Source organism: Bombella intestini (assembly GCF_002003665.1).
GTDB lineage: Bacteria > Pseudomonadota > Alphaproteobacteria > Acetobacterales > Acetobacteraceae > Bombella > Bombella intestini.
This window is the reverse complement of sequence record NZ_JATM01000001.1, coordinates 302,807-324,999: the sequence shown is the minus strand read 5'-3', so window position 1 is coordinate 324,999 and position 22,193 is coordinate 302,807. Positions and strand designations below refer to the sequence as shown.

The 22,193-nt window shown below is 47.7% G+C and carries 19 protein-coding genes and 1 tRNA gene; 12 read left to right on the top strand and 8 right to left on the bottom strand.

Annotation, left to right across the window (positions count from 1 at the left end; genetic code table 11):
- The first annotated feature begins 48 nt into the window (after window positions 1-48).
- From AL01_RS01535 to AL01_RS01525, 3 genes are read left to right on the top strand one after another with little or no spacing between them, the layout of a single operon-like run.
- Window positions 49-660 carry a DUF1013 domain-containing protein gene (locus AL01_RS01535; RefSeq protein WP_077395859.1) on the top strand — a complete coding sequence of 204 codons (612 nt, stop codon included), beginning with the start codon at window positions 49-51 and terminating at the stop codon, window positions 658-660.
- 20 nt (window positions 661-680) lie between these two features.
- The gene (purE, locus tag AL01_RS01530; RefSeq protein ID WP_077395506.1) at window positions 681-1,175 is read left to right on the top strand and encodes a 5-(carboxyamino)imidazole ribonucleotide mutase; all 495 of its coding nucleotides are present in this window, start codon (window positions 681-683) and stop codon (window positions 1,173-1,175) included.
- Window positions 1,172-2,308, top strand: a complete 1,137-nt coding sequence (locus AL01_RS01525; RefSeq protein WP_077395505.1) for a 5-(carboxyamino)imidazole ribonucleotide synthase — start codon at window positions 1,172-1,174, stop codon at window positions 2,306-2,308. The genes purE and AL01_RS01525 overlap by 4 nt, the downstream gene beginning before the upstream one ends.
- On the opposite strand, the gene AL01_RS01520 is transcribed toward AL01_RS01525, so the two are convergent.
- A complete protein-coding gene (locus AL01_RS01520) occupies window positions 2,309-2,920 on the bottom strand; it encodes a JAB domain-containing protein (RefSeq protein WP_241502649.1) in 612 nt (203 codons plus the stop codon). It lies immediately after the preceding gene.
- Between the two features lie 33 nt (window positions 2,921-2,953).
- Window positions 2,954-3,577: a JAB domain-containing protein gene (locus AL01_RS01515; protein ID WP_077395503.1), complete on the bottom strand. Its 624-nt coding sequence runs from the start codon at window positions 3,575-3,577 to the stop codon at window positions 2,954-2,956.
- Between the two features lie 99 nt (window positions 3,578-3,676).
- Here AL01_RS01515 and AL01_RS01510 point away from each other — a divergent pair, with 99 nt between their 5' ends.
- Genes AL01_RS01510 through AL01_RS01500 form a run of 3 tightly spaced genes read left to right on the top strand, consistent with a single transcriptional unit; the run spans window position 3,677 to window position 8,613 of the window.
- Window positions 3,677-5,887 carry an ATP-dependent helicase gene (locus AL01_RS01510; protein ID WP_077395502.1) on the top strand — a complete coding sequence of 737 codons (2,211 nt, stop codon included), beginning with the start codon at window positions 3,677-3,679 and terminating at the stop codon, window positions 5,885-5,887.
- 17 nt (window positions 5,888-5,904) lie between these two features.
- On the top strand, window positions 5,905-6,810 hold the full coding sequence (locus tag AL01_RS01505; RefSeq protein WP_241502672.1) for a 50S ribosomal protein L11 methyltransferase: 906 nt from the start codon (window positions 5,905-5,907) through the stop codon (window positions 6,808-6,810).
- Between the two features lie 33 nt (window positions 6,811-6,843).
- Complete coding sequence (locus AL01_RS01500) at window positions 6,844-8,613, top strand: aminopeptidase P family protein (protein WP_077395501.1); 1,770 nt, start codon at window positions 6,844-6,846, stop codon at window positions 8,611-8,613.
- A gap of 71 nt (window positions 8,614-8,684) precedes the next feature.
- Here AL01_RS01500 and AL01_RS01495 read toward each other — a convergent pair whose 3' ends face one another.
- On the bottom strand, window positions 8,685-8,909 hold the full coding sequence (locus tag AL01_RS01495; RefSeq protein WP_077395500.1) for a DUF3126 family protein: 225 nt from the start codon (window positions 8,907-8,909) through the stop codon (window positions 8,685-8,687).
- Window positions 8,910-9,047: 138 nt separating this feature from the next.
- Between AL01_RS01495 and AL01_RS01490 the strand changes: the two genes are divergently transcribed.
- Window positions 9,048-9,758, top strand: a complete 711-nt coding sequence (locus AL01_RS01490; protein WP_241502648.1) for a hypothetical protein — start codon at window positions 9,048-9,050, stop codon at window positions 9,756-9,758.
- A gap of 57 nt (window positions 9,759-9,815) precedes the next feature.
- Here the strand turns inward: AL01_RS01490 and AL01_RS01485 are convergent, their stop codons facing one another.
- From AL01_RS01485 to AL01_RS01470, 4 genes are read right to left on the bottom strand one after another with little or no spacing between them, the layout of a single operon-like run.
- Window positions 9,816-10,511, bottom strand: a complete 696-nt coding sequence (locus AL01_RS01485) for a pyridoxine 5'-phosphate synthase (RefSeq protein WP_077395499.1) — start codon at window positions 10,509-10,511, stop codon at window positions 9,816-9,818.
- Window positions 10,512-10,530: 19 nt separating this feature from the next.
- On the bottom strand, window positions 10,531-11,535 hold the full coding sequence (gene pdxA / locus AL01_RS01480) for a 4-hydroxythreonine-4-phosphate dehydrogenase PdxA (protein ID WP_077395498.1): 1,005 nt from the start codon (window positions 11,533-11,535) through the stop codon (window positions 10,531-10,533).
- 18 nt (window positions 11,536-11,553) lie between these two features.
- Window positions 11,554-12,969, bottom strand: a complete 1,416-nt coding sequence (locus tag AL01_RS01475; protein WP_077395497.1) for a M20/M25/M40 family metallo-hydrolase — start codon at window positions 12,967-12,969, stop codon at window positions 11,554-11,556.
- Window positions 12,962-16,144, bottom strand: a complete 3,183-nt coding sequence (locus AL01_RS01470; protein ID WP_158075911.1) for a glycosyltransferase — start codon at window positions 16,142-16,144, stop codon at window positions 12,962-12,964. Before AL01_RS01470 ends, AL01_RS01475 begins: the two co-directional genes overlap by 8 nt.
- A 257-nt stretch (window positions 16,145-16,401) precedes the next feature.
- On the opposite strand from AL01_RS01470, the gene AL01_RS01460 reads away from it, so the two are divergent.
- From AL01_RS01460 to AL01_RS01440, 5 genes are all read left to right on the top strand, one after another.
- Window positions 16,402-16,734: a hypothetical protein gene (locus AL01_RS01460; protein WP_077395494.1), complete on the top strand. Its 333-nt coding sequence runs from the start codon at window positions 16,402-16,404 to the stop codon at window positions 16,732-16,734.
- Between the two features lie 13 nt (window positions 16,735-16,747).
- Window positions 16,748-17,473, top strand: a complete 726-nt coding sequence (pyrF, locus tag AL01_RS01455; RefSeq protein WP_077395493.1) for an orotidine-5'-phosphate decarboxylase — start codon at window positions 16,748-16,750, stop codon at window positions 17,471-17,473.
- Window positions 17,464-18,117: a phosphoribosylanthranilate isomerase gene (locus AL01_RS01450; protein WP_077395492.1), complete on the top strand. Its 654-nt coding sequence runs from the start codon at window positions 17,464-17,466 to the stop codon at window positions 18,115-18,117. Before pyrF ends, AL01_RS01450 begins: the two co-directional genes overlap by 10 nt.
- 24 nt (window positions 18,118-18,141) lie before the next feature.
- Window positions 18,142-18,232: transfer RNA gene (locus AL01_RS01445), tRNA-Ser, on the top strand.
- Window positions 18,233-18,516: 284 nt separating this feature from the next.
- Window positions 18,517-19,767, top strand: coding sequence for a WavE lipopolysaccharide synthesis family protein (locus tag AL01_RS01440; RefSeq protein ID WP_077395491.1), 1,251 nt, complete (start codon window positions 18,517-18,519; stop codon window positions 19,765-19,767).
- Between the two features lie 52 nt (window positions 19,768-19,819).
- Here the strand turns inward: AL01_RS01440 and AL01_RS01435 are convergent, their stop codons facing one another.
- Entirely contained in the window at window positions 19,820-22,174 is a 2,355-nt protein-coding gene (locus AL01_RS01435; RefSeq protein WP_077395855.1) for a DUF6492 family protein, read from the bottom strand.
- Window positions 22,175-22,193 lie beyond the last annotated feature (19 nt).

Genomic DNA, 22,193 nt, shown 5'->3' with positions numbered 1-22,193 from the left:
CTGCCAGATGCCGGACCATATTATCGCTCTGCAAAGGACTGCGTTGACATGACCCTGCCGCTAATGCCGAAGGCGACCGCCGTCTGGCTGATTGAGAAAACTGGCCTTACTTTTGATCAGATCGCTACTTTCTGCGGGATGCATCCGCTAGAGATTCAGGCTATTGCCGATGGCGAAGTTGGCGGTGGGATCAATGGTTATGATCCTGTAAAAAACAATCAGCTAACCGAAGTTGAGATCAAGCGCTGTGAGGCCAATCCTTCCGCTCGTCTTAAGCTGATCGCTACCCCGAATCCTGTAGCACGCCGTGCTAAGGGCGCACGCTATACTCCTGTTGCTAAGCGTCATGATCGTCCTGATGCGATTGCTTTTGTCCTACGGCAGTTCCCTCAGTTGAATGATACACAGATCGTTCGGCTTCTGGGTACCACGAAAGACACAATCGCCAAGATTCGTAATCGTGAACATTGGAATAGCCCCAACATCAAGCCGCGTGATCCGGTCATCCTTGGTCTTTGCACCCAGACAGACCTGAATGCTGCGGTACAGGCGGCCAATGACCGCCTCGTCCGTGAGGGTAAGCCGCTTGAGACCCTTCATGAGGACCTTGATCCAAACAGTCTCTTCTCATCCCATGATGGAACAGATTCCAACATCTAGGAAGGAGGAGAGAAAAGACGATGAATGCCTCACCGATGCCGACAGTGGGTGTGATCATGGGCAGTCAGTCCGATTGGGAGACCATGAAACATGGCTGTGAACAGCTGGAAGCTCTAGGTATTGCCTACGAGGCCCGGATTGTCTCTGCGCACAGAACCCCGGACCGTCTTGCTGATTATGCCAAAACTGCCCGTGAACGTGGCTTGAAGGTTATCATCGCAGGAGCCGGTGGGGCAGCACATCTTCCGGGAATGTGTGCTGCATGGACGACCCTACCCGTTTTCGGCGTCCCTGTGGAAAGTCGAACGCTCAAGGGACAGGATAGCCTGCTGTCTATCGTGCAAATGCCCGCTGGCGTTCCTGTAGGAACATTGGCTATTGGGAAAGCCGGGGCCATTAATGCGGCTCTGCTGGCAGCTTCCGTTTTATCGCTTTCTAATGACGAGCTTGCCGCACGGCTAAAAGGGTTCCGAGATAAACAGACGCATTCTGTTGCAGAGGTGCCTGTTGGATGAAGACTGAAGCATTAAAGCCCGGCGCCTGTATCGGTATTGTTGGTGGTGGACAGCTGGGGCGTATGTCTGCTGTTGCCGCCGCTAGGTTGGGCTATAAGGTTCATATCCTTTCCGATAGTCAGCCTAACCCCGCAGCAGAAACGTCCGCTTATTTGACGATCGGCTCCTATGATGACCCTATCTGTTTGGAGAAATTCGCTCGGTCCTGTGATGTCATCACTTTTGAGTTTGAGAATATCAGTGCAGAAGGTTTGAGCCATCTTGCTCGTTTTTGTCCGGTTCATCCATCGGGACGCATCTTGGAAATTAGTCAAGATCGTATAACGGAAAAGACAACGCTTGGCTCTTTTGGGTTGCCCGTAGCACCGTGGCGGGAGGTTGCCTCTCCAGATGAGTTACGTTCCCTGTCGTCATTCGGATTCCCTTGTATCCTGAAAACCACTCGTTTTGGATATGACGGGAAAGGCCAGTTCCGCTTAGATGATGAAGAGGCTTTCAGAACACTTCTAGAAAAAGCGGATGCTCTCCCCTACCCTCTGGTCGCTGAGCAAAAAATTGATTTTGCTCGTGAGGTCAGTGTGATGGTAGCCCGGAATGCTGAAGGGACTATTCGTTGTTTCGATGTGTCAGAGAACCATCATCGACAGGGTATTTTGCGTGTTTCCGTTGCTCCGGCGCCCATTATGCCTTCATTGGCTGAAAAGGCGCAGGCTCTAGCAACAGAACTAGCTGAAAAGCTCGGGCTAATCGGTATTATGGGGGTAGAACTGTTCGAGGATCGGAACGGGACCCTTCTGGTCAATGAGATTGCTCCCCGGCCTCATAATTCAGGCCATTGGACCATGAATGCCTGTCTTGTAGATCAGTTCGAGATGCATATTCGTGCCGTGACAGGGCTTCCTCTTCCTCCTGCCCGGCGTCATTCAGATGCGTATATGCATAATTTGATTGGCCCGGATGATATGGCCCTGTTGCCGGGGATTTTTCAGGAAGAAAATGCGTCCATCCATCTTTACGGGAAGAAAGAAGCTCGTCCCGGTCGTAAGATGGGTCACGTTAATCGAATCTTCCCTCGTGGGGGGCTACCTGGAAGCATGGTTCTATCTAGTTATCAACCTAGGCTTGAGGGGTGATCAATCATCATCAAAAAGCCCGAGCTGGCGAAAGCTGGTTTGGGCTTTTTTTGTGATGATGAAATGGTCAATCAGTTTGATATCTATGACAGCTAGGGCCTTTTCAATATTTTGAGTCATGATGATATCACTGCGAGATGGGTTGACCTGTCCTGATGGATGGTTGTGAACTATGATGATGCCCGTTGCTTTTAACTCCAAGCAGCGTTTGGCTATCTCTCGTGGATAGACTGATACATGGTTGGTTGTACCATGGTTCTGTACTTCATCACGGATAAGGTAGTTCTTCTGGTTAAGGAAAAGGATACGGAATTGCTCCACCTTTTCCCGAGCCATCTGAACCATCAAGTAGTCTTTCAGCACATCCGGTTGTTCTAACAAATTCCCTTCTGGTAGAAGGGCACGTCCATACCGATGGGCAAGCTCTTTCAATACAGCACAAAATACGGCCAGAGATATGTTCTCTTTGGCGATATTCTTTCGGTCCGTTGGTTGATCAAAAATAAGTGCAGCTAGTGATTCATGATGGAGCAGTAAATGTTTTGCTAATTCTTTACGTGCTTCTTCACTAGATACGATAAAAGACGCAACCCTGTGGAAGATTTCTTCCACGGATAATTGATGCTTTGTAATTATTTTTGCTCCTTATAGAAGCCCTGATTCGCTCATACTGACATACCACCCATCCCCTATGAGGACTCCCTCATGTACGAGGATATCCAAAGTTTGCAATGCCAACTTCAATCCACGTATTTCAGGGGCTAACGCTGTGGCTGGAGATTGTGAATGGTAATAAACGATGATAGCGGCCGTGGCATGACAAGAAAGAAGATGCTGCGCTATCAAGCGATGGGAGCTGTGTAAATTGCTGCTGGCAGGCAAGAGCTTTTCTGTAATGAGGCTGTTGTTACTATCCAGACAGATCAGGCCGATTTTCGGTTCGTGCATTCTCTGTAAGGTGCCCTTCAGATAATTCATCAAGGCTGAGGCATTACCCAGTTGGAGTGGTATGTCATCATCACTTTCCATGAGAGAACGAGCAACCAATACTGGGAGCTCCAAGAGGGTGATGAGACGGTCAGTAAGACCGTGCTGTTTCAGTTTGGCTTGAGAAGATTGCAGCAACCTTCCTAATGATCCAAAAGCCGTAAGCAATGCCTTAGCCTGCGGGTTCGTATCTCGTCTTGGTATGGCGTAAAAAAGTAACACTTCCAACAGCTCATAATCAGCAAGGGTCTCTGCCCCGTGTATGAGGATACGTTCTCGCATCCTAGCTCTATGTCCTTGTTTGGATGAAACTGCTTTTTTCACAATCTATGGTTATATCCTAGCCAGCGTGTATGAGCCGCATTATACCAGATAATCGTGATGGATGATCTTTTTTCCCCCCGCTTCCCGCCCGCAGGTCCTGATTATCTGCAGGGTCTGAATGAAGAGCAGCGTCTTGCCGTTGAAACAACACAAGGTCCCCTCCTGATTCTAGCTGGTGCTGGTACAGGAAAGACCAGGGTTCTGACAACACGGTTTGCTCATATCCTGTTAGAGAAACTGGCATGGCCGGAACAGATTCTTGCTGTGACCTTTACCAATAAAGCTGCCAGAGAAATGAGGGAGCGTATTAGTGCCATCCTTGGCAGGTCGATAGATAGCCTATGGTTGGGCACATTTCATTCCCTTTGTGCCCGTATGCTACGGCAACATGCACCGCTTGTCGGACTGGAGCGTAACTTCACCATTCTAGATACGGATGATCAGCTCCGCCTACTCAAGCAGGTTATTGAACCTTGGAAACTTGATCTTAAACGCTTCCCTCCGGCCCAGATTATGCATCAGATCCAGTTATGGAAAGATCAAGCTCTACTCCCTGACGCCCTCACTCCCGCACAGACATCTGAACTAGCGAATGGCCAAGCTCCGGCTATTTATGTGGCCTATCAGACCCGTCTTAAAGAGCTAAACGCATGTGATTTTGGGGATCTCATGTTGCATATGATGACTATCCTACGTCAGCATCCTGACGTACTGGAACAGTATCAGCAGCGCTTTCGGTATATTCTGGTTGATGAGTATCAAGATACGAATGCTATTCAGTATTTATGGCTCCGTTTGCTAGCTAAAAGGCAGGATGGAGAGGATTCGAATATCGCTTGTGTTGGAGATGATGACCAATCGATCTATTCGTGGCGTGGTGCTGATATTGCAAATATTTTGCGATTTGAAAAAGATTTCCCTGGTGCAAAAGTTATTCGATTGGAACAGAACTACCGTTCTACGCCTCGTATTCTGAGTGTAGCTTCACAGGTTATTGCCCATAATGAAGGTCGGTTGGGTAAGGTCTTACGTCCTGGGTTGAAGACTGAAGAAGGTGAACCTATCGAGGTGATCAATACGCCGGATTCAGATGATGAAGCGCGTGTTATTGGACGGCGTATTCAAGAGTTGCACACAGCGGGTCAGTCCTACGGTTCCATTGCTATTCTCATGCGCGCGGGTTTTCAGACACGTCCCTTTGAAGATGCATTAATGAAAATGGGGATTCCTTATCAGATCATTGGTGGTCTAAGGTTCTACGAACGGGCTGAAATACGAGACGCTATCGCTTATATGCGAGCGGTCTTATACCCTACTGATGATCTTGCTTTTGAACGTATCGTCAATCTACCCAAACGAGGCTTTGGCAAGGTTGCTTTAACCCGTCTGCGTGCGGCAGCAAAAAATATGGGCTGTTCTCTTCAGCAGACACTTCAGCATCAGTTACAGCAGGGAGAATTGAAGAGTAAGTTAGCGTCTAGTTTGACAGACCTAATGAATATTCTTGTAAAGATTCGGGAGGTTGTCAGTAAGGAGGGTCATGTTGTTGCAACAGATATGGTGCTTGAAGAAAGCGGCTATCTGGATATGTGGCGGGATGATCCTAAAACTGTAGAGGCAGCGGGACGCCTTGATAATATACGGGAATTGCTTCGAGCACTTGGTGAATTTCCGACAATGGATGCGTTTCTGGAGCATATTGCCCTTGTCATGGATAGCGATAATGCACAGGACGACCCGAATAAGGTCAGTTTAATGACTTTACATGCTGCTAAAGGGTTAGAGTTTCCGAATGTTTTTCTTCCGGGTTGGGAAGAAGGTCTCTTCCCTTCTCAGCGTTCTTTGGATGAAGGGGGAAATAAGTCCTTGGAGGAAGAAAGGCGGTTGGCTTATGTTGGCTTGACCCGTGCTCGTGAGCGAGTGGTTATATCGTATGCGAATAACCGTAGGCTTTATGCCAACTGGCAAGATTCTATACCAAGCCGTTTCCTTGATGAATTGCCTGAAAGCCACATCATCAGAAATGTTGCAAAAGCTGAACACGCTCTAGGTTCAAAGAGCTTTTTTAATCGTCAAGCTCCTTTCCCAGCAAAACGCACCATAAAGCCCTCCCCTGTACAGGCAACTATCCCTATAGGAGCAACAGTACGCCATAAACGTTATGGTGAAGGTGTAGTCATTGGGGCGGAAGAAGATCGTCTGTCTATCAATTTTGAAAATATCGGTCTGAAACGGATCATGGCCGGTTTTGTGGAGATCGTATCGTGAAGACCAAACAAAGTTCCATCGCCCCGTCCCATATTGGTACCCGCCACGCCCGGGCACTGGAAACACTCTCCATCGTAGTAGAGGAAATGCATGTACCTCTCTTCGAACAAGCTCTTCTTGGAGTGTGCGACACAGTCGGGATGTTTGAAGAAGATGATGAGCAGCGTTACTGGCGGCTAGAAGCCGTTAAGGAAAAGGGCCGGAACGAAGAGGAGTTGGACAATGCCCTAGCCCTTGTTCGTGCTATGACAGGTGTTGAAGCTCCCCTACACCGACAGAATATCGAGGCTGAAGGCTGGCTTGCACGCACGCAGGAGGCTTTCCCTCCACAATATGTAGGCCGGCGTTTCTGCATCCGAGGAACGCATTTGCAGGAAACACCCCCTTCTAACAAGCTAAACATCACATTAGATGCCGGCATTGCCTTTGGCTCTGGAGAACATGGCTCTACTCGTGGGTGCCTGAGGGCATTGGAAATGATCGCCCATCGCCACCCCCGGCATATTCTAGATATGGGGTGTGGGTCGGGTATTCTTGCTATGGCAGCGGCTAGTCTACTCCATCGCCCTGTTCTAGCCGTAGATATTGAGCCATGGTCCGTCCGTGTCGCTGCCTCGAATGCTCGGCTGAACGGTATCGGTCCACTGCTTGACTGCCGCTTCGGCAATGGCTGGCATACAGAAGCTGTCCGCCGGAACGCACCGTATGACCTTGTATTTGCCAATATTCTAGCCCGCCCGCTGTGTCGCATGGCCAAGGACCTTGCCCGTAATCTTCAAGCTGGGGGAACGGCCATTCTAGCTGGGCTGCTCAATACGCAAGCCCGTATGGTACTGGTAGCCCACCAGAGACAAGGCCTAGTCCTAGAAAAACAGCTCCGAGAAGGCCCCTGGAGTACACTCATCCTTCGGAAACCCGCCTAACCTTCTTCCTTTCATTTTTTCAATGGTGGCCTTGTGTCTCTCTCTTCCATCCCCCTACAGGAACGTCCTGCCCTCGTTCGCCAATATTTCAATAAGCTCGGTATTTCTGGCTTCATCATCACGCGTGGTGATGAATATTTAGGGGAATATGTCGCCCCACATTCCGAAAGACTAGCTTGGTTAACAGGGTTTACTGGCAGTGCTGGGCTTGCCATTCTTCTGGAAGAAAAAGGCAGCGTCTTTTCAGATGGCCGCTACACAGTCCAAATGGCCGAACAAGCACCTTCCACTTTATGGAAAACCCATCATAGCGGGCACGTTCCTCCCCGGCAGTGGCTATCCCAGAATGGACAAGGTCTACGTATTGGATATGATCCCAGATTGACCAGCCAAAGGGATCTCTCCTCATGGCAAACTGCTGGAGTTCAGTTAATTCCTTTATCTGAAAACCCGATTGATTTGGCTTGGCACGATCAGCCACCTCCACCAGCTGATCTGATTTATCATCAGCCTTTCAACCTTACGGGCGAAACCAGCCAGAGCAAACGGAATCGTCTGGCTCAGCAGCTGCGTGAAGAAGGACAGGACGCCATCATCCTTGCGGACTGTCCGTCCCTTGCTTGGCTTCTAAACATCAGGGGGCAAGATATTGCTATGACCCCCGTCGCTCACGCCTATGGTATCCTTCATGCTGACAGCACGGCGACTATTTTCGCCGATGCTTCACGTTTTCATGATGAAATTGAAGATTCAGGCATACACCCACGACACCCTGATGAACTTCCCGATGCTCTGAAGGCTCTTTCCAGCAAAGTGGTCCGAGTAGACCCGGCGACCACGCCCGTCTGGTTTAACATGATGCTCAAGGAGGCCGGAGCTCACATTATTGATGCAACGGATATTTGCACCCTTCCGAAGGCCATCAAAACGGTTGTAGAGCAGGATGGCAGTCGTCAAGCGCATGAGTTGGATAGCATTGCCCTTGCTCGTTTCCTCTACTGGCTGGAAGAGCATGGTATTGGCCATCATGAAACAGAACTGGCGGAAAAACTTGAAACTTTCCGGGCTATGTCTCCAGCCTATAAAGGTCCTAGTTTCGAGACAATTTCAGCAGCTGGACAGAATGGAGCCTACCCCCATTATCGGGCAGAGGTTGGGCGTGATAGCATACTTCAGGAGAATAGCGTCTATCTGGTTGATAGCGGTGCTCAATATCCTTTCGGCACTACGGACATTACACGAACAGTCTGGACCGGTCCGGATGAAGCCCCCCCTGCCATCCGACAAGCCTTTACAGCTGTTCTGAAAGGTCATATCGCCCTCAGCCGCCAACGCTTCCCCGTGGGGCTCCCCGGTTACCGACTGGATAGTCTCGCTCGCTCAGCCCTCTGGAATCAAGGGCTAGACTTTGATCACGGAACAGGCCACGGCATCGGCAGCTATCTTTCCGTGCATGAAGGGCCTCAATCCATTTCCGTGGCACCACGACCAACTGGCCTTGTGCCGGGAATGATTCTCTCCAATGAGCCAGGTTATTACGAAGTCGGGGCTTATGGCATCCGTATTGAAAATCTGCTTCTTGTACGAGAAAGCTCCCTTCCCGAAGGCACTCGACCTTCCCTTGAGTTCGAGGTTCTAACTCATACACCTATTGATCGCAGACTGATTGCCATAGAGCAACTAACCACAGAAGAGCGTCACTGGTTAGACCGCTATCACGCTGTGGTTTTAGACAAATTGCTCCCACTGTTGGAAACAGAGCTTCATCCTTGGCTGAAGCGTAATTGTGCACCTCTATCGTGAAGGCAAAAGACATAAAAAAAACCTCTCACCTTTTAGGGTGAGAGGTTCTGATCAACAAACTATCCCGTTGATCAGGCTGGGGGTAGATCTTCTTCCAATACCGTCATATTGATGGCGTAAGATACTTCGCCTTCATCTTCATCACGATAAACGGTTCCAACGACCTCACCAGCCACTGCAATTTCGACACTCATGCCCTTACGGGGTGGAAGCTGCACCGTCAATTCTGGCGAACCCAAAAGACGGCGTAGTGCTTTCTGCAAACGGGGGGCTTCAGCAGCTGAAATATCGGCCATAAAGAAAACTCCAAAAAGGGGAAACGGCCCTCCTCTCTAACCGATTGCTCCGGAGACTAAAACCCATCTTTCCGACAGAAAGAAAAACATGATACAGCATCTCATACTTACCTGCCTTTCTACTCTTATGGAGAGAGAATGACGTTTCGGAAAATCCTATTCCGGCTTACCTGTCTACTACCCATACCTTTGTCTGCTTGTGGTTACTGGGATGCTCTAGAAGCTCACAAAGCACAATATGAAATGGTGGGCATGACAACATTTGATCTACAGGCCTGCGCGGGAGCTCCCAACTCTACCAAAGCCCTTACCAATGATGTTGCCATATGGGAATATGATATAACCCGCTCTGTTGCGACAGTCAGCAGTACGCAGGGTACGTCTCTTTTTCCTATCAATATCCCTGATGTTATCAACGGGTATCAACAGCTTTTTGGAAAACCGGGTTCAGCATGCCGTATGCTCGTCCGTATTGACCATGACCGCATTTCTGAGATCCATTACGCGGGGGACAATGACGAATATGTAGGTGAAGATGGTATCTGCTCTATGATCACCCGCGGCTGCGCACGACAGCCTGAAGGAACAATGCGTAGTGCCCCGGGCTTCTGGCCAATGGGACCGATCTCAGCTTTCCATTCTATGCCGACAGAGGAGCAGCGTCCGGAGGCTACCTATTCCGACAAATCGGGCAAGTTTGTTCCAAACTACGATCATAAGCCGGGCGAACCTCTTATCCAGCCCGCCCCTAAGGATGGAGCTATCCCGAAGGTCTATCGGAATAATGGATTGCTCAACATCCATCAGGGTAATGACGGCTTGCCCATCATCAACATGCAATCCAAGTAACAACAACAGGAGAGTTTCCGCACCGGCAAGGAAACTCTCCATAAAAAGCTACTTGTTTTAAGAAAGTAGATCTTTCATTCGCCGTACAGATGCTCCCAACCCTACAAAAACAGCCTCACTAATCAGAAAATGCCCAATATTGAGTTCTCTCAAGCCTGGTAGTTTTGTAATGGGAGACACATTTTCATAGGTCAGCCCATGCCCTGCATGAAGTTCCAGACCACATTCTATAGCGATTTGGGCAGCCTTGTGCAGACGCTCCAACTCTCCTTCCTTCCCCAAAGCATAAGCCCCCGTGTGCAGTTCAATCACCGGAGCGCCCAGCGCAGCTGCCGTACGGATAGCTTCTGGTTCTGGGTCAATGAATAATGAAACACGGATACCTGCTTCCAGAAGACTTTTGATAGGCGACGCTATGCTATCCCGCAATCCTACGACATCAAGCCCCCCTTCGGTTGTCAGTTCTTCCCGCCTTTCAGGGACGAGACAACAAGCGTGAGGTTTCAGGTCACAGGCCATAGCGACCATCTCATCCGTAACTGCCATTTCGAAATTGAGAGGTGCAGACAGATCCCTAAGGCGTCTGATATCCTCATCCCGAATATGACGGCGGTCCTCACGTAGATGGGCAGTGATGCCATCAGCCCCATGCTCTAAAGCAAGTTTAGCGGCACGGACAGGGTCCGGGTAACACTCCCCCCGTGCGTTACGCAATGTCGCAACATGGTCAACATTGATACCAAGACGGATCATGGACCGTTCCTTTCCCTCTTCATGAAGTCTGCGCATCACTCATGACACGCTGGAGAGCCATATCATGGGCCATAGCGAGAGCAGACAAAAGGCTTGAAATACTTGCCTTTCCTGTTTCTTCCGGCCCGACAGCAATATCAAAGGCCGTGCCGTGGTCCGGCGAAGTGCGAATAATAGGCAGCCCTAACGTGATATTCACACCTCCGGCCATGTCTAGCGTCTTAACTGGGATCAACCCTTGATCGTGATATAAACAAATAGCCGCATCATACCGAGGACGGGCAGCTGCGCTGAACATCGTATCGGGCGGCATAGGACCGATTACATTCATTCCTTCTCTGCGAAGGGCCTCCACAGCAGGCTGGATGATCCGCATCTCCTCACCCCCCATCATACCATTTTCCCCGGCATGAGGATTCAAGCCTGCTACGGCAAGCCGTGGCTGAGGAAGGCCAAAATCCCGCCGAAGTGACGCTTCTGTCACTCGTGACACGGCAACGATCCGATCTGTCGAAAGTGTATCAATAGCTTTCTTTAAAGGAATATGGACGCTAGTCAGCGTGACCCTGAGCTCCGGGCAGGCCAACATCATAACCTCTTGCCCAGTCGCTCCACATAACGCTGCAAGAAACTCTGTATGTCCCGGATGAGGAAAGCCGGATGCCATAAGCACATGCTTGGCAATCGGATTCGTCACAACAGCACTGGCAGCACCTTCTAACGTGTAATGAACGGCCTTTCTGATACTCTCAATTACCGTTACGGCATTGCCCGGCGAAGGACAGCCAGAATAAACCGGCTCCGGGCAAGATAACGGCAGCACGGGCAATGCATCAACAAAACAGGAGGCCGCTTCTGAGGGATGTCGTATCTCACGATATGGAGTGTTCGCCCCCAATAGAGCGGGGTCACCTATCCAGAAAAACACCCGCCCGCTGGCCTTAAGGTTGCTCCATACACGACGTGTCAGTTCTGGCCCTATGCCAGCTGGGTCTCCCATAGTCAGAGCAATGGGCAATGCCATATCGGCCTCCTATAGGAATCAGCGTGCCAGAGCTGCCAGTATACGCACCCATGAGCGGATGCCATGGAAGAACGAATCCAGACCATACTGCTCATTGGGCGAATGAATCCGATCATCAGCCTGGGCAAAGCCAACCATGAGTGCATCCATCCCGAGGGCTTCACGAATTTCCTCGGCTACCGGGATCGATCCTCCGCACCCAGTCATGACGGCCCGCTGTCCCCATTCCGAACTTAATGCCTCCAACGTTGCCAGCAGAAAGGGACTTTCGCCATTCACCGCAAAGCCAGGGGAAGCTCCATGGCTCGTAAAAACAGCATCAACATCTTCAGGAAGAGCGGCACGAACATAAGCCCGGAACGCCTCTCGAATCTTTAGAGGGTCCTGCCCTGGTACCAGACGAAATGACAATTTTGCGGAAGCCCGTGCCGGAATAATGGTCTTAAATCCGTCATCTTGATAACCACCCGTCAGGCCATTGACTTCAAAACTCGGACGGCACCACGTCTGTTCAATAGCACTGAATCCCCGTTCCCCTGCCGCCTGAGAAAGACCGACACCTTCCAGTAGGGCCGCATCATCAGGATAAAGAGCCCGCCACTGCGCACGTACCTGTTCATCTGGTTCAGTCACGCCATCATAAAAACCGGGCAGTGTAACCCGCCCCTTCTCATCACGCAGACCACTAATGATCTGACAAAGCAGAAAAGCCGGATTGGCAGCTGCATTACCATACATGCCAGAATGAAGATCCTGACACGCAGCGACAAGTTCTATCTCCTCTGCCACAGTGCCACGAAGAGAGGTCGTGATAGCGGGTGTCTTCCGGTCCGGCATGGCAGTGTCGCAGATCAGAGCGACATCGGCTTTTAACTCCTCCAGATTCGCCTTGAGGAAGGGTAGCAGATTCTCCCCACCGGATTCTTCTTCACCCTCCAGTAGAAAACTCACGGCGACAGGCAATTCACCATGGACAGCCTTCCACGCCCGGCAGGCCTCGATAAAGGTCATCACCTGCCCTTTATCATCACTCGCCCCCCGTGCCACGATGACTTTACGGCCATCATCAGTTTCTTTCAGGCAAGGTTTAAACGGGTCTGTGTTCCAAAGCACTTCAGGGTCTGTCGGCTGCACATCGTAATGACCATAAAACAAAACATGCGTCTGCCCGCTCTGTAACTTCTCTTCATTGGCTTCATCATGTCCGACCACCATAGGGTGTCCCGGCTCCGCCCACGAAACCTCTCGAAGAGAAGCTGTAAAACCAAGCCCCCGTAGTTCATCAGCCAACCAGCCCGCAGCTTTTCGGCAATCAGCAGAGTGATGCTTTTGTGTAGAAATGCTGGGAATACGCAGCAGATCACACAGCCTTTCCAAAGCGGCATCCCCATTGCTCTCCACATAGCGGAGAACTTCTGCCATTTTTTCACTCATTTTCAGCATTCTCCTTCTGGCCCCGCTGTTCCTCTGGCAATGTCACGCCCAAACGGGTGGGAAGTGGCATGAGCTCGTCTTCCAATTCCTCGTCAAGCTCTTCTGAATTCTCTTTTACAGCAGATAACACTTCGCCACTTGGTTTCAGCACAATACGCAAGGGGGATGGCGCAAAAGCCCGGCGCTGTGGCCTGCTCTCCTCCCTACAAGGCCGTTCCATCGTGGTGGGCCCCTTAAGCAATGTCTCGATAAATTGTCCGAACATCTTATGCAGACGGTCATGACCATGCCTTTCACGCACCGTGTCACGCGCTTTGTGGCGTATCCGACTCCAAAGCTGCGGGTCTTCATAAAGACGGATGATCTGCTGGGCAAAGCGCTGCGGATCATTAAACCCACCATCCAACGCTTCTTCTTCATCCTTCCAGCCAAGACGCTCCATCTGGACGCTATTCAATACGGCCGGCACACCCCGCCCTGCGGCTTCCAGTATTTCAGTAGCCTGCGTCGTGAGAACTCGTGATGGATCCATAAGAATACGGCAGCGATCCATCATGCTCGGCAACGTGTCCATCTCGGCCAGCCCGTCCAGCGGTGCCAAACGTTCATAGAAGCCTAAATCAACCAGAGGGTGATGATATCCCCCAATGCCGATAGAGGGCTGTGTGCCAAAGTGACGCTGCAGATGCGGCATTACAGAAAGGCAAAACCAGTCAAAGCCATCATGCCCAGCATCCCCGGTACGATAGATGGACAGGGGGAAAAGAATACCCTGACGCCGCCCAAATTCATCGTCCCTCCCCAACTGACGAGAAGAAACAGCGTAAGGAAGAGACGTTACAATGCCATAGCCCAGCCTGTGCAACAGTGCAGCCGTCCGCTCATCGCCTGTTACAATCCCCTGACAGAGCCAAGCATATTCCAGCTCCTTCCGGGCCTCTCTCATGAGGCGTGCCGGCTCATCTACGACACCAACCAGCCGCCGTAGATGTTCTTCCATAACCTTGAGGGACGTGCCATCTTGATTGACGGTATCCAGAACAATCAGCCTGTCTTGGACAGCAAAGTCTCCTGTCGCAAGAACGGGGCCAAGGCTGGAAAGAACCTGCGTCCCACTTAGCCAGAGCATCTTCATGTCGGCCTGCCATTCTCGCAAGAAGGATGGAAAATCCTCTATGCCCCGCCAGCATTCCACATCAGCCGGATAGTCATGAGGGACAACCAGCCGATCCTCATGCCTCCGGTCCAGACCGACAATAAGCACACGCCACCCTAGCCAGCGGAAAGCGTCAATCTGCTGCATAATCCGCTGCGTTGGCCCCCCCTCAACCAAACGTGGCAGATGAGGGAAAACCATCATAACAAGAGGGCGATAACTTTTCCCGGTTCTGACACTTCCCCCAGCTATGGCATGTCCAGGTAGAAAAATAGGAAATAGTCGCCGTAATGCCTCCCTTTCCATGGTCCGGCTTGTATAATTTTCCGGCGTAGTATTTAGCATTTTGGCCTGAACAGTGGGCCAATATGACAACGTCCTTCCCGTTGCTCTCAATGCTATGGAGAAACAAGGAAAGAAAGGTTCTGCTTTATGTCCGTCTAGATACCCTAGAGCGTCTTCCAGACCCTTGCGATGGCAGAATAGCATCCCTCCCTGCACAGCCTCTACAATCCTCTGGAAACTGACGGATTGCGCTTGTGCTTTCTCTCCTTGCCCGTGGCAGGTCATACTACCATCACGCCACACGGCGCTGCCTGCCTCTAGTACAGTATTGCTGCTTGTTAACAGTTTACCGCCACCTTCAGTTCCTTCCTCCATCATGAAGGTCAAAGCGGTAGGAAGAGTCATTGGCAGCAATTGCACGCCAGATTCCAACAGCAGAATGCGCTCTCCAGCAAGAAGCGGCACAGCTCGCTGCAGTTGCTGCGCTTGTGGCAGAAGCTTATCACTGACGATATGCTGCAGGCCTTCAACAGCCTGATCTAGCCGTTGTCGAGACAGAGCATTACCCGTCCCCACTACGATAACCTGTAGGTTGGGAATACCCTGTGTGTGCAGGGAGGTCAGCGTAGCAATGTCGAGCAGGTAGTTGCCCTCTGAGAACAGAACAACACTCAGCTGTGGCTGCTCTTGCTGAACAAATCTCAGCGGACGACGAAAAAGAGAAGGCAAGCTGGCCTCTACCTTCTGCAAGGCCAGCTTGTTGGCTGCTGTCACGGATATCTCGGGCGAGTTGGCACTGACCTGCCCCTCTTGCCGCAGAACCCACAGTAGAAATGGATTATCGACATGAGCTAGATTAAGCACATGGGGTAGGTCCAGTGTTGCCACAAAAGACCGGAAGTCTAGGTCTGAAGATGGACTACGCTGCTCATCAATGCCTGCCCGTATAAAATGGGCGTAACCATTGCGGAATACCCCGCTTCTTACGGCCTCTGCAACATCGGGATTCTGTGCCAGATAATATGCTTCATCAAAATATGGGTTCGGGTCATAATCCCCCGGATTATCACAGCTCATGTAATGATGGAGAGGACTTACAAACACCCCATCATTGATCAAGGCTGCAACCTCAGGGTAACGCTCAAGATACCAAATAGGGTCAAAATACCATGATGTTCTGAGCGTCCTGACGTCCGAATTCTCAAGGGACAGATACTGGCTAAAAGCCCCTTGTGAAGGATCGAATGGGATATTCTCCCTTAAACATTCACGAATAAAAAGTTCGGCATCAAACAGAAAATGGGGTGAACGGAACCCATAATCTCCCACACATAGAAAATGGTCATACGCATTAACATAGCCAGCATCACGCATGGCCCGGAGGCTATAATCTGTATTTTCTCTGAGATAATATTCGGCCAAAAAAAGCCAGTGTCCTGAACAACTTTGATAGCCAACATCAACGTAATGTTGGAAGCCACTCTGGAAAATGCCTTTCTCCTGCACCCCACGCCGGACATCGGGATAAGCCTTCAGATACCATTCTTCATCAAAATACCTATTGGGAGATGCGCCTTCTTTTTCTTTATGATTTTGCCATCTTTCAACAAGCTGGGCATCCGTCCAAGTAGCTCCTGATTCTGCCAACTGACGAGCATAACGACGGCGATACCACGCAGCATCAAATTCACACCAGACAGGAGCCCTTGCCCGATCGTCTACAACTACTTCCAAAGAGGTCCCGTCCGTGTTCATTTTGTTCCCACAAGCCCTTCCATCATTAGGATGACGCCCAAGTGGCTATACCAGAGTTTCTTCCTTTTAGGGAGGATAACACCTCCCCCCGTTAGGGGCATCATGTAAAGATGAAACCCATAGATGACATAATGGGAGAGTTCTTCTAAAGTCCGCCCACAACATTCAACAGCATTCTTCATCCCTCTCTTGGTCTATCTTGTTCACTGCCATGAGGCAGGATAGGAGCAGTCTTCATGATTCGCCTTTTGATCATCGTTCTTTTTCTGGCCTTCACGGCCATTTTTGCCATGAGCAATCTGGATGATGCGACCGTCTGGTTGGCGTCATTCGGTTTCTCCATCAAAATGGGGAAACTCATCGCTCTTCTTGCTGTCCCCTCCTTGGTGCTGGGAATTCTGCTCGGCCTGACCGGTGAGCTACGCCAGCGTCGACGGGCTCGCAAAGCCGAATCACAGCTTCGCAGCTCCCACAAACAGCTCATTGAGCTCCATCAGCGTCTGGACCAGCTCAAATCCAGCAGTTCTGCCCCGGGCACAGAGACTGCCCAGCCTTCCTCACAGAAATAAGATCTTATTCCCTATGTCTGCTCATCGTACCCGCCTCATCGCCGCACTGGATACCGCTTCTTACGACCAAGCCCTACAATGGGCTACTGCACTCGATGGAATAGTCGATGCTATCAAGCTAGGACTGGAATTCACCTACGCCTGTGGGCTGGATGCCGTCAAAGCTCTGGGAAACCGGCAAGATCTGTTTCTTGACCTGAAGCTGCATGATATCCCCAATACAGTTTCCTCAGGCCTAAGGGCATTAACCCCTATCAAGCCGCGCTTGATGACTATCCATGCGCTCGGCGGTGCCGAAATGATTAGCCGCTCCCGTGCTACACTGGAAGATGCTTTCGATAATGATGAAAAGCGGCCTAAACTGCTCGCCGTCACCGTACTAACGAGCATGAATGAACAAAGCCTTAATGAAATCGGCATCAATGCCACTCCACTAGACGAAGTGGTGCGTCTAGGGCGAATGGCCATTCGTGCTGGGGCTGATGGACTTGTTTGCTCCGCTCATGAAATCACAGCACTCCGTGATGCTCTAGGCGACGGGCCGGAGCTTGTTGTGCCCGGTATCCGCCCTGCTGGCAGCAATACAGATGACCAGAAACGTATCATGACACCCGCACAGGCGGCACAGGCCGGAGCCGACTGGATTGTTGTTGGTCGCCCTATTACTAGAGCAGATGATCCAGCTGCTGCAGCACAAGCCATTCAGAACGAGCTTCAGGCCGTTACCCGATGCAGGTAAAGGTTAAAATCTGCGGCCTAACCCGCACAGAGGACATGCAAGCCTGTGCGGCAACGGGCGTACATTGGGTGGGGTTGGTGTTTCATCCCGCCTCCCCCCGTTTTGTAACACCCGAACAGGCTGCCAGGCTTCATAACGCCATTCCAACTGCCGATAAGGGCGGACCTCTCCGTGTCGGTCTTTTCGTAAAACCAACCTTTGAGCAGGTCGCTGCAACACTGAACCAAGTCCCGCTGGATATCCTTCAGCTGTATACAGATGAAAAAACAGCTCTGACGCTGAAACACCAGACTAACAAAAAAGTCTGGCTGGCCCGTGGAGTTGCCAGAACCGAGGACCTGCCCAGTGATACATCCTTTGATGGCTACATCATTGAAGCCCCTTCACAAAAAGGCGACACACGTCCTGGCGGTCTGGGACGTACCTTTAACTGGACCCTGACAGAACACTGGCATGCCCCTGCCCCGTGGCTTCTTGCGGGAGGACTGACACCGGATAATGTGGCACAGGCCGTGCGTGTCAGTAAAACGCGCGCCGTGGATGTTTCATCAGGGGTGGAAGAACGTCCTGGCATCAAATCTGCCCTTCTCATTGAAAAATTTATAAAAAATTCTCAGAAAGGGGCTTGCGTTCATCAGGAATAATGATATTGTTCCCTCATCGCTCGCGGAGAGATGGCCGAGCGGCTTAAGGCGCACGCTTGGAAAGCGTGTGTACGTTAATAGCGTACCGAGGGTTCGAATCCCTCTCTCTCCGCCACTTTTACTTCCCATGCCAAGTGAGCGATGTTAGAATATCATACCCACCGTAGATAGCCTAACCTCAGATGCTATGATAGTTTGATCCTTCAATAAGTTGTAGACTTGGACTATCTCCTATCGTGGTTTTTAGAACATTTCCAAAAAAAAAGAATTAACCAATTAATACTACCGATTGTATCAATGGTGGATTTTCAATGAGAAATCATCTACACAATTAAGTATAGATAGTGTGAATGCTATTTATTGTGTAGTTAGCTCCTATCGAAAGATTCTTCTTATACTATGACGATCCATCATACAGCCGCTTTTATCAGAAAAAATATTTCAATAGTTGTTCAAGGAGCTGTCACAAGAAAAAATATTTTCCAAGTTGCCAACCATTGTGCACATTGGAGAAATATATTACCCGATGCCGAAATCATTCTTTCTATATCAACAACAGATTGTCTATTTTTTGAAGGTACGTCGAGTAGCAATCAATTAATAAAAAGAATTATAAACAATCCACAAGATGATTATACGATTTTGCCTGCTATCAATACTTTTAACAACGCATGCAACTATCTTCTCTTTAATGAAAAATCTACGGCCCTTCCCCTTCCGCCTATTAAAGACGATACACGTAATCCCAATAATATTAATTACCTGATAGAAAGTTCATATAACGGACTATCGATTGCCAGTAAAACTTATACCTTACGCATTAGAAATGATGCTATTTTCCTCAATTCTAACTTTATTGATCTATATTGCAACAATCATGCGCTTCCCCGCAAATCCGAAACAGCCTTCTTCCAGAAAAGAGTGCTTGTTCCTTGGATATATACTCTCAATCCCTATTCAGATGAACGTCTTCCTCTACATATAAGCGACTGGCTAAATTTTGGTCTAACAAAAGATCTCAAAAAAATATGGGATATCCCTCCTTACACCTTTCAAGACGCTGTCTTTTTTGAAAAAAACAAACCAAGATATGCGAATATCTCAGAAAGACACTTCAATCTAAGATTGGCCGTAGAGCAATATATATATATTCAATATTTTCAAAAAATTCACCCTACTCTTAAAGTCGACTATCTTAATGACCTGAGCTCCCGGGAGCTATGCATGGATATAATGCTAGATAATTTTTATATTTTCAGCCACGAGGAGTTTGACCTAAGAATTAACAAAAATTATCAGAAAGAACTTACCAATCCATACAAACGTTCTGCCTGTCTTACAGAAGATGCCTGGCGCTTTATGGTCTTGAATAGATCAATACAATATGAAGAAATCCTTCAAGGGGATGTAGATAAGAACATTCGTAGAATATCTCAAAATACTTTTTCTTTTAAAGAATTTACAAAAAACGCTTCCCCCCTCCATGAGGATCTGACACCAATTCAGAAAATAATATTTTTTGTATACTCTCAAATTCTTTCTAAAAAAATGCGCAATAAATTTCTTTTATACCCTCAAGCCTTCTTTAGAGATTCAAAATCATTTTTCACACAAAAAATCATCGGAAGAATCTATATAAAACAACCATGATGCTTGTAAAGCAGGAGTATTATATATTCTTAATACTCCTGCTTAGACTAAGCTACATAAAATATTTCCTTCCAAATGAACGAACTAAACCTACCTTTGAATCCCTACAAAAAGCTCTAGGATTTTCTAATAACTTCCTCTTCTTATCGCCCTGATTCAATAGACGGAGAGTACTATAAAATAGTTTGAATACATAAGGCTTCAAATAAATATGAGCCATCCATTTTCTATCAGGATCATGAAACTTTTCCACGACCTGAATATATTTCTTCCAAGCTTTATCCCTAGATGCCCTAGCAAATGGAGCCTTTGCTATCCAAGCATTAGCACTAAGTACTACTCTCCTGTTTGTGAACTCCCCATCGCGCCAACTCCAAAATGAAAGAACATACTTATCGTCTTCCTGATAAAAAAACTTTTTCATTTCATCAATGTTATCTGCGACATTCAATACATCATTGCCCGCAAACGGGATCACACACCAATCAAGACCTCTCTTCTTATAAAGATTAATCTCTACTGACGGGTTATTATCATTATTAATAACCTCTACCCAGCACTGTCCTGTAAAAGGATTTTTAAATGATATATACAATGGCTCCGTTATTTTATTGAACATCAATGTTTCCATAGACTTCAATTTATCTGTAAAATACTCAGACAAATCATAAGAAATAGGCAGATTATCCGTCTTTGACCACCAAATATGTTCTTGATCATGTAGAACTCTACCAATATCAAAAATCTTCATTGGAAGCTCACGCATTAATGCATAAGGCAAGTCAACCATAAGTGGTTTAATTTGATGTTCTAATATATTTTTTAGAAGGATATATTCCGGATTAAAAAATAACTCACTAATATTTTTCTTAATATATGAAAATGTTCTAAAATAAGTCTCCATACATTTTGTTTCTCCAATAGCTATCTGATCATTAATTCCCTTTGAATGATAGTTCCTAGGGAAATAAATTGATCCTTCATTAAAATCACCTAAGTCGGTTATTTTAATTAAAATATCTTTCAGAGACAAGTCAGGATAGATATCAGGTCTCAGTCTCACAACAAAATCATACTGTTCTACATCATTCCCAATCAGATTAAATGCCTGCTCTAAACTATAAAACATAGATAGAGAACCATGATCACGGCCTTCTTTAAGTCTCGGCTCACGAAACCAAATTTCCTCTACTAACGAGGTAAAATCTTTTCTCTCTTCAAAAAGATACTTTTTAGGCTTTAATTCATTAATAATCAAAGCTTCTGACGTAGAGTGCCATCCATGGATGAAAACATCACATTCAACGCCAGATAAGAAAGATTTTAACATTCTAACTTGCTGTTCAGGAACACGGTGAATCTTATGCCTAAATTCACCAGAAATACAGACAGCAATCCGTTTCTTTAGCCAAATTGCATGATGCGAAGAAATAGTAGAAACTAAATATGGAGCTTTCTCCAACTCAAGCAAATACCTAGTATCAAAAAAAGCCGGCTCCAACCTTAAAAAAGGCAACCTAAATTTCTCCAAAAAAGGATAAATTGTCTTTATATCCTCAGGAGCCAATATATTTAAAATATAATCATTTCCAAAAAGCGAAAATGGAAGCTCATCTAGAATAAAACGTCCAGATATTTCCTTTGGCAACAAAAGAGAAAATTCTTCTTTCAAATCAAAAAAAACATATTCGTTATTATACTTCTTCCACAAGAACCCATAATAAAGAATATTTTCAAAAAAATCTACATGCCGTCCTTCATAGAGAAAATCACTATACCCCTGCTTCTTATCTGTAAGATAAGAAAAGAATAGCGTATCTCTACAATACTCTATAAGTTCATTAACCTTTTGTGTTTCATAGAACCAATGAAAACATTCCATAAACCAACGTGAGGTAATGTTAAATTTCAATGTATGAGAAACATTTTTATTCACTTGGCAGCCTAAAGAATTATTCCAAAGCTGCCCTCGCGCTTCTGTTCCTGAATAAAAAATATATTTTCTCTTTTTATAATCGTCAAGAATATCTCTTATAGAAAATCTCTTTAAAAAAAGTCCTTCACTATCGAGTATAATAGCCCATTCTGTCTTAATATATTTAAATGCTCCCAATTTTTTAGAAGTTTGGAAGGTAAATTTTCCTACCCTTTTTAAAAAAGAAGAAGCAGTATCCCCAACACCCCAATCAGATAAAATTTGTTCTGTCTCTACAATTCTAAAATTTTCTATACCCATCTCTTCAAAACGTTTTTCAAAAAGACGGTTATTAACCCTCTCTAAGACAACAACAAAATCAATTAAATGAAAATCAGTACAAAATTTCTTTATACTCCTGACCATAGAAAAGTACTGATCCACGTGCTTTTCATAGCTCGGCGTCAAAATTGATACACGTTCTTGAAGCATATTCCCCCTCCCCAGCATG

What these genes read in the sequence shown, in the direction of transcription:
- pdxA (WP_077395498.1), bottom strand. Translation starts at nt 11,535, where the DNA reads ATGGCATTGCCCATTGCTCTGACTATGGGAGACCCAGCTGGCATAGGG.
- AL01_RS01535 (WP_077395859.1), top strand. Translation starts at nt 49, where the DNA reads ATGACCCTGCCGCTAATGCCGAAGGCGACCGCCGTCTGGCTGATTGAG.
- AL01_RS01440 (WP_077395491.1), top strand. Translation starts at nt 18,517, where the DNA reads ATGACGATCCATCATACAGCCGCTTTTATCAGAAAAAATATTTCAATA.
- AL01_RS01450 (WP_077395492.1), top strand. Translation starts at nt 17,464, where the DNA reads ATGCAGGTAAAGGTTAAAATCTGCGGCCTAACCCGCACAGAGGACATG.
- AL01_RS01490 (WP_241502648.1), top strand. Translation starts at nt 9,048, where the DNA reads ATGACGTTTCGGAAAATCCTATTCCGGCTTACCTGTCTACTACCCATA.
- AL01_RS01525 (WP_077395505.1), top strand. Translation starts at nt 1,172, where the DNA reads ATGAAGACTGAAGCATTAAAGCCCGGCGCCTGTATCGGTATTGTTGGT.
- purE (WP_077395506.1), top strand. Translation starts at nt 681, where the DNA reads ATGAATGCCTCACCGATGCCGACAGTGGGTGTGATCATGGGCAGTCAG.
- AL01_RS01435 (WP_077395855.1), bottom strand. Translation starts at nt 22,174, where the DNA reads ATGCTTCAAGAACGTGTATCAATTTTGACGCCGAGCTATGAAAAGCAC.
- pyrF (WP_077395493.1), top strand. Translation starts at nt 16,748, where the DNA reads ATGTCTGCTCATCGTACCCGCCTCATCGCCGCACTGGATACCGCTTCT.
- AL01_RS01495 (WP_077395500.1), bottom strand. Translation starts at nt 8,909, where the DNA reads ATGGCCGATATTTCAGCTGCTGAAGCCCCCCGTTTGCAGAAAGCACTA.
- AL01_RS01510 (WP_077395502.1), top strand. Translation starts at nt 3,677, where the DNA reads ATGGATGATCTTTTTTCCCCCCGCTTCCCGCCCGCAGGTCCTGATTAT.
- AL01_RS01485 (WP_077395499.1), bottom strand. Translation starts at nt 10,511, where the DNA reads ATGATCCGTCTTGGTATCAATGTTGACCATGTTGCGACATTGCGTAAC.
- AL01_RS01475 (WP_077395497.1), bottom strand. Translation starts at nt 12,969, where the DNA reads ATGAGTGAAAAAATGGCAGAAGTTCTCCGCTATGTGGAGAGCAATGGG.
- AL01_RS01460 (WP_077395494.1), top strand. Translation starts at nt 16,402, where the DNA reads ATGATTCGCCTTTTGATCATCGTTCTTTTTCTGGCCTTCACGGCCATT.
- AL01_RS01515 (WP_077395503.1), bottom strand. Translation starts at nt 3,577, where the DNA reads ATGCGAGAACGTATCCTCATACACGGGGCAGAGACCCTTGCTGATTAT.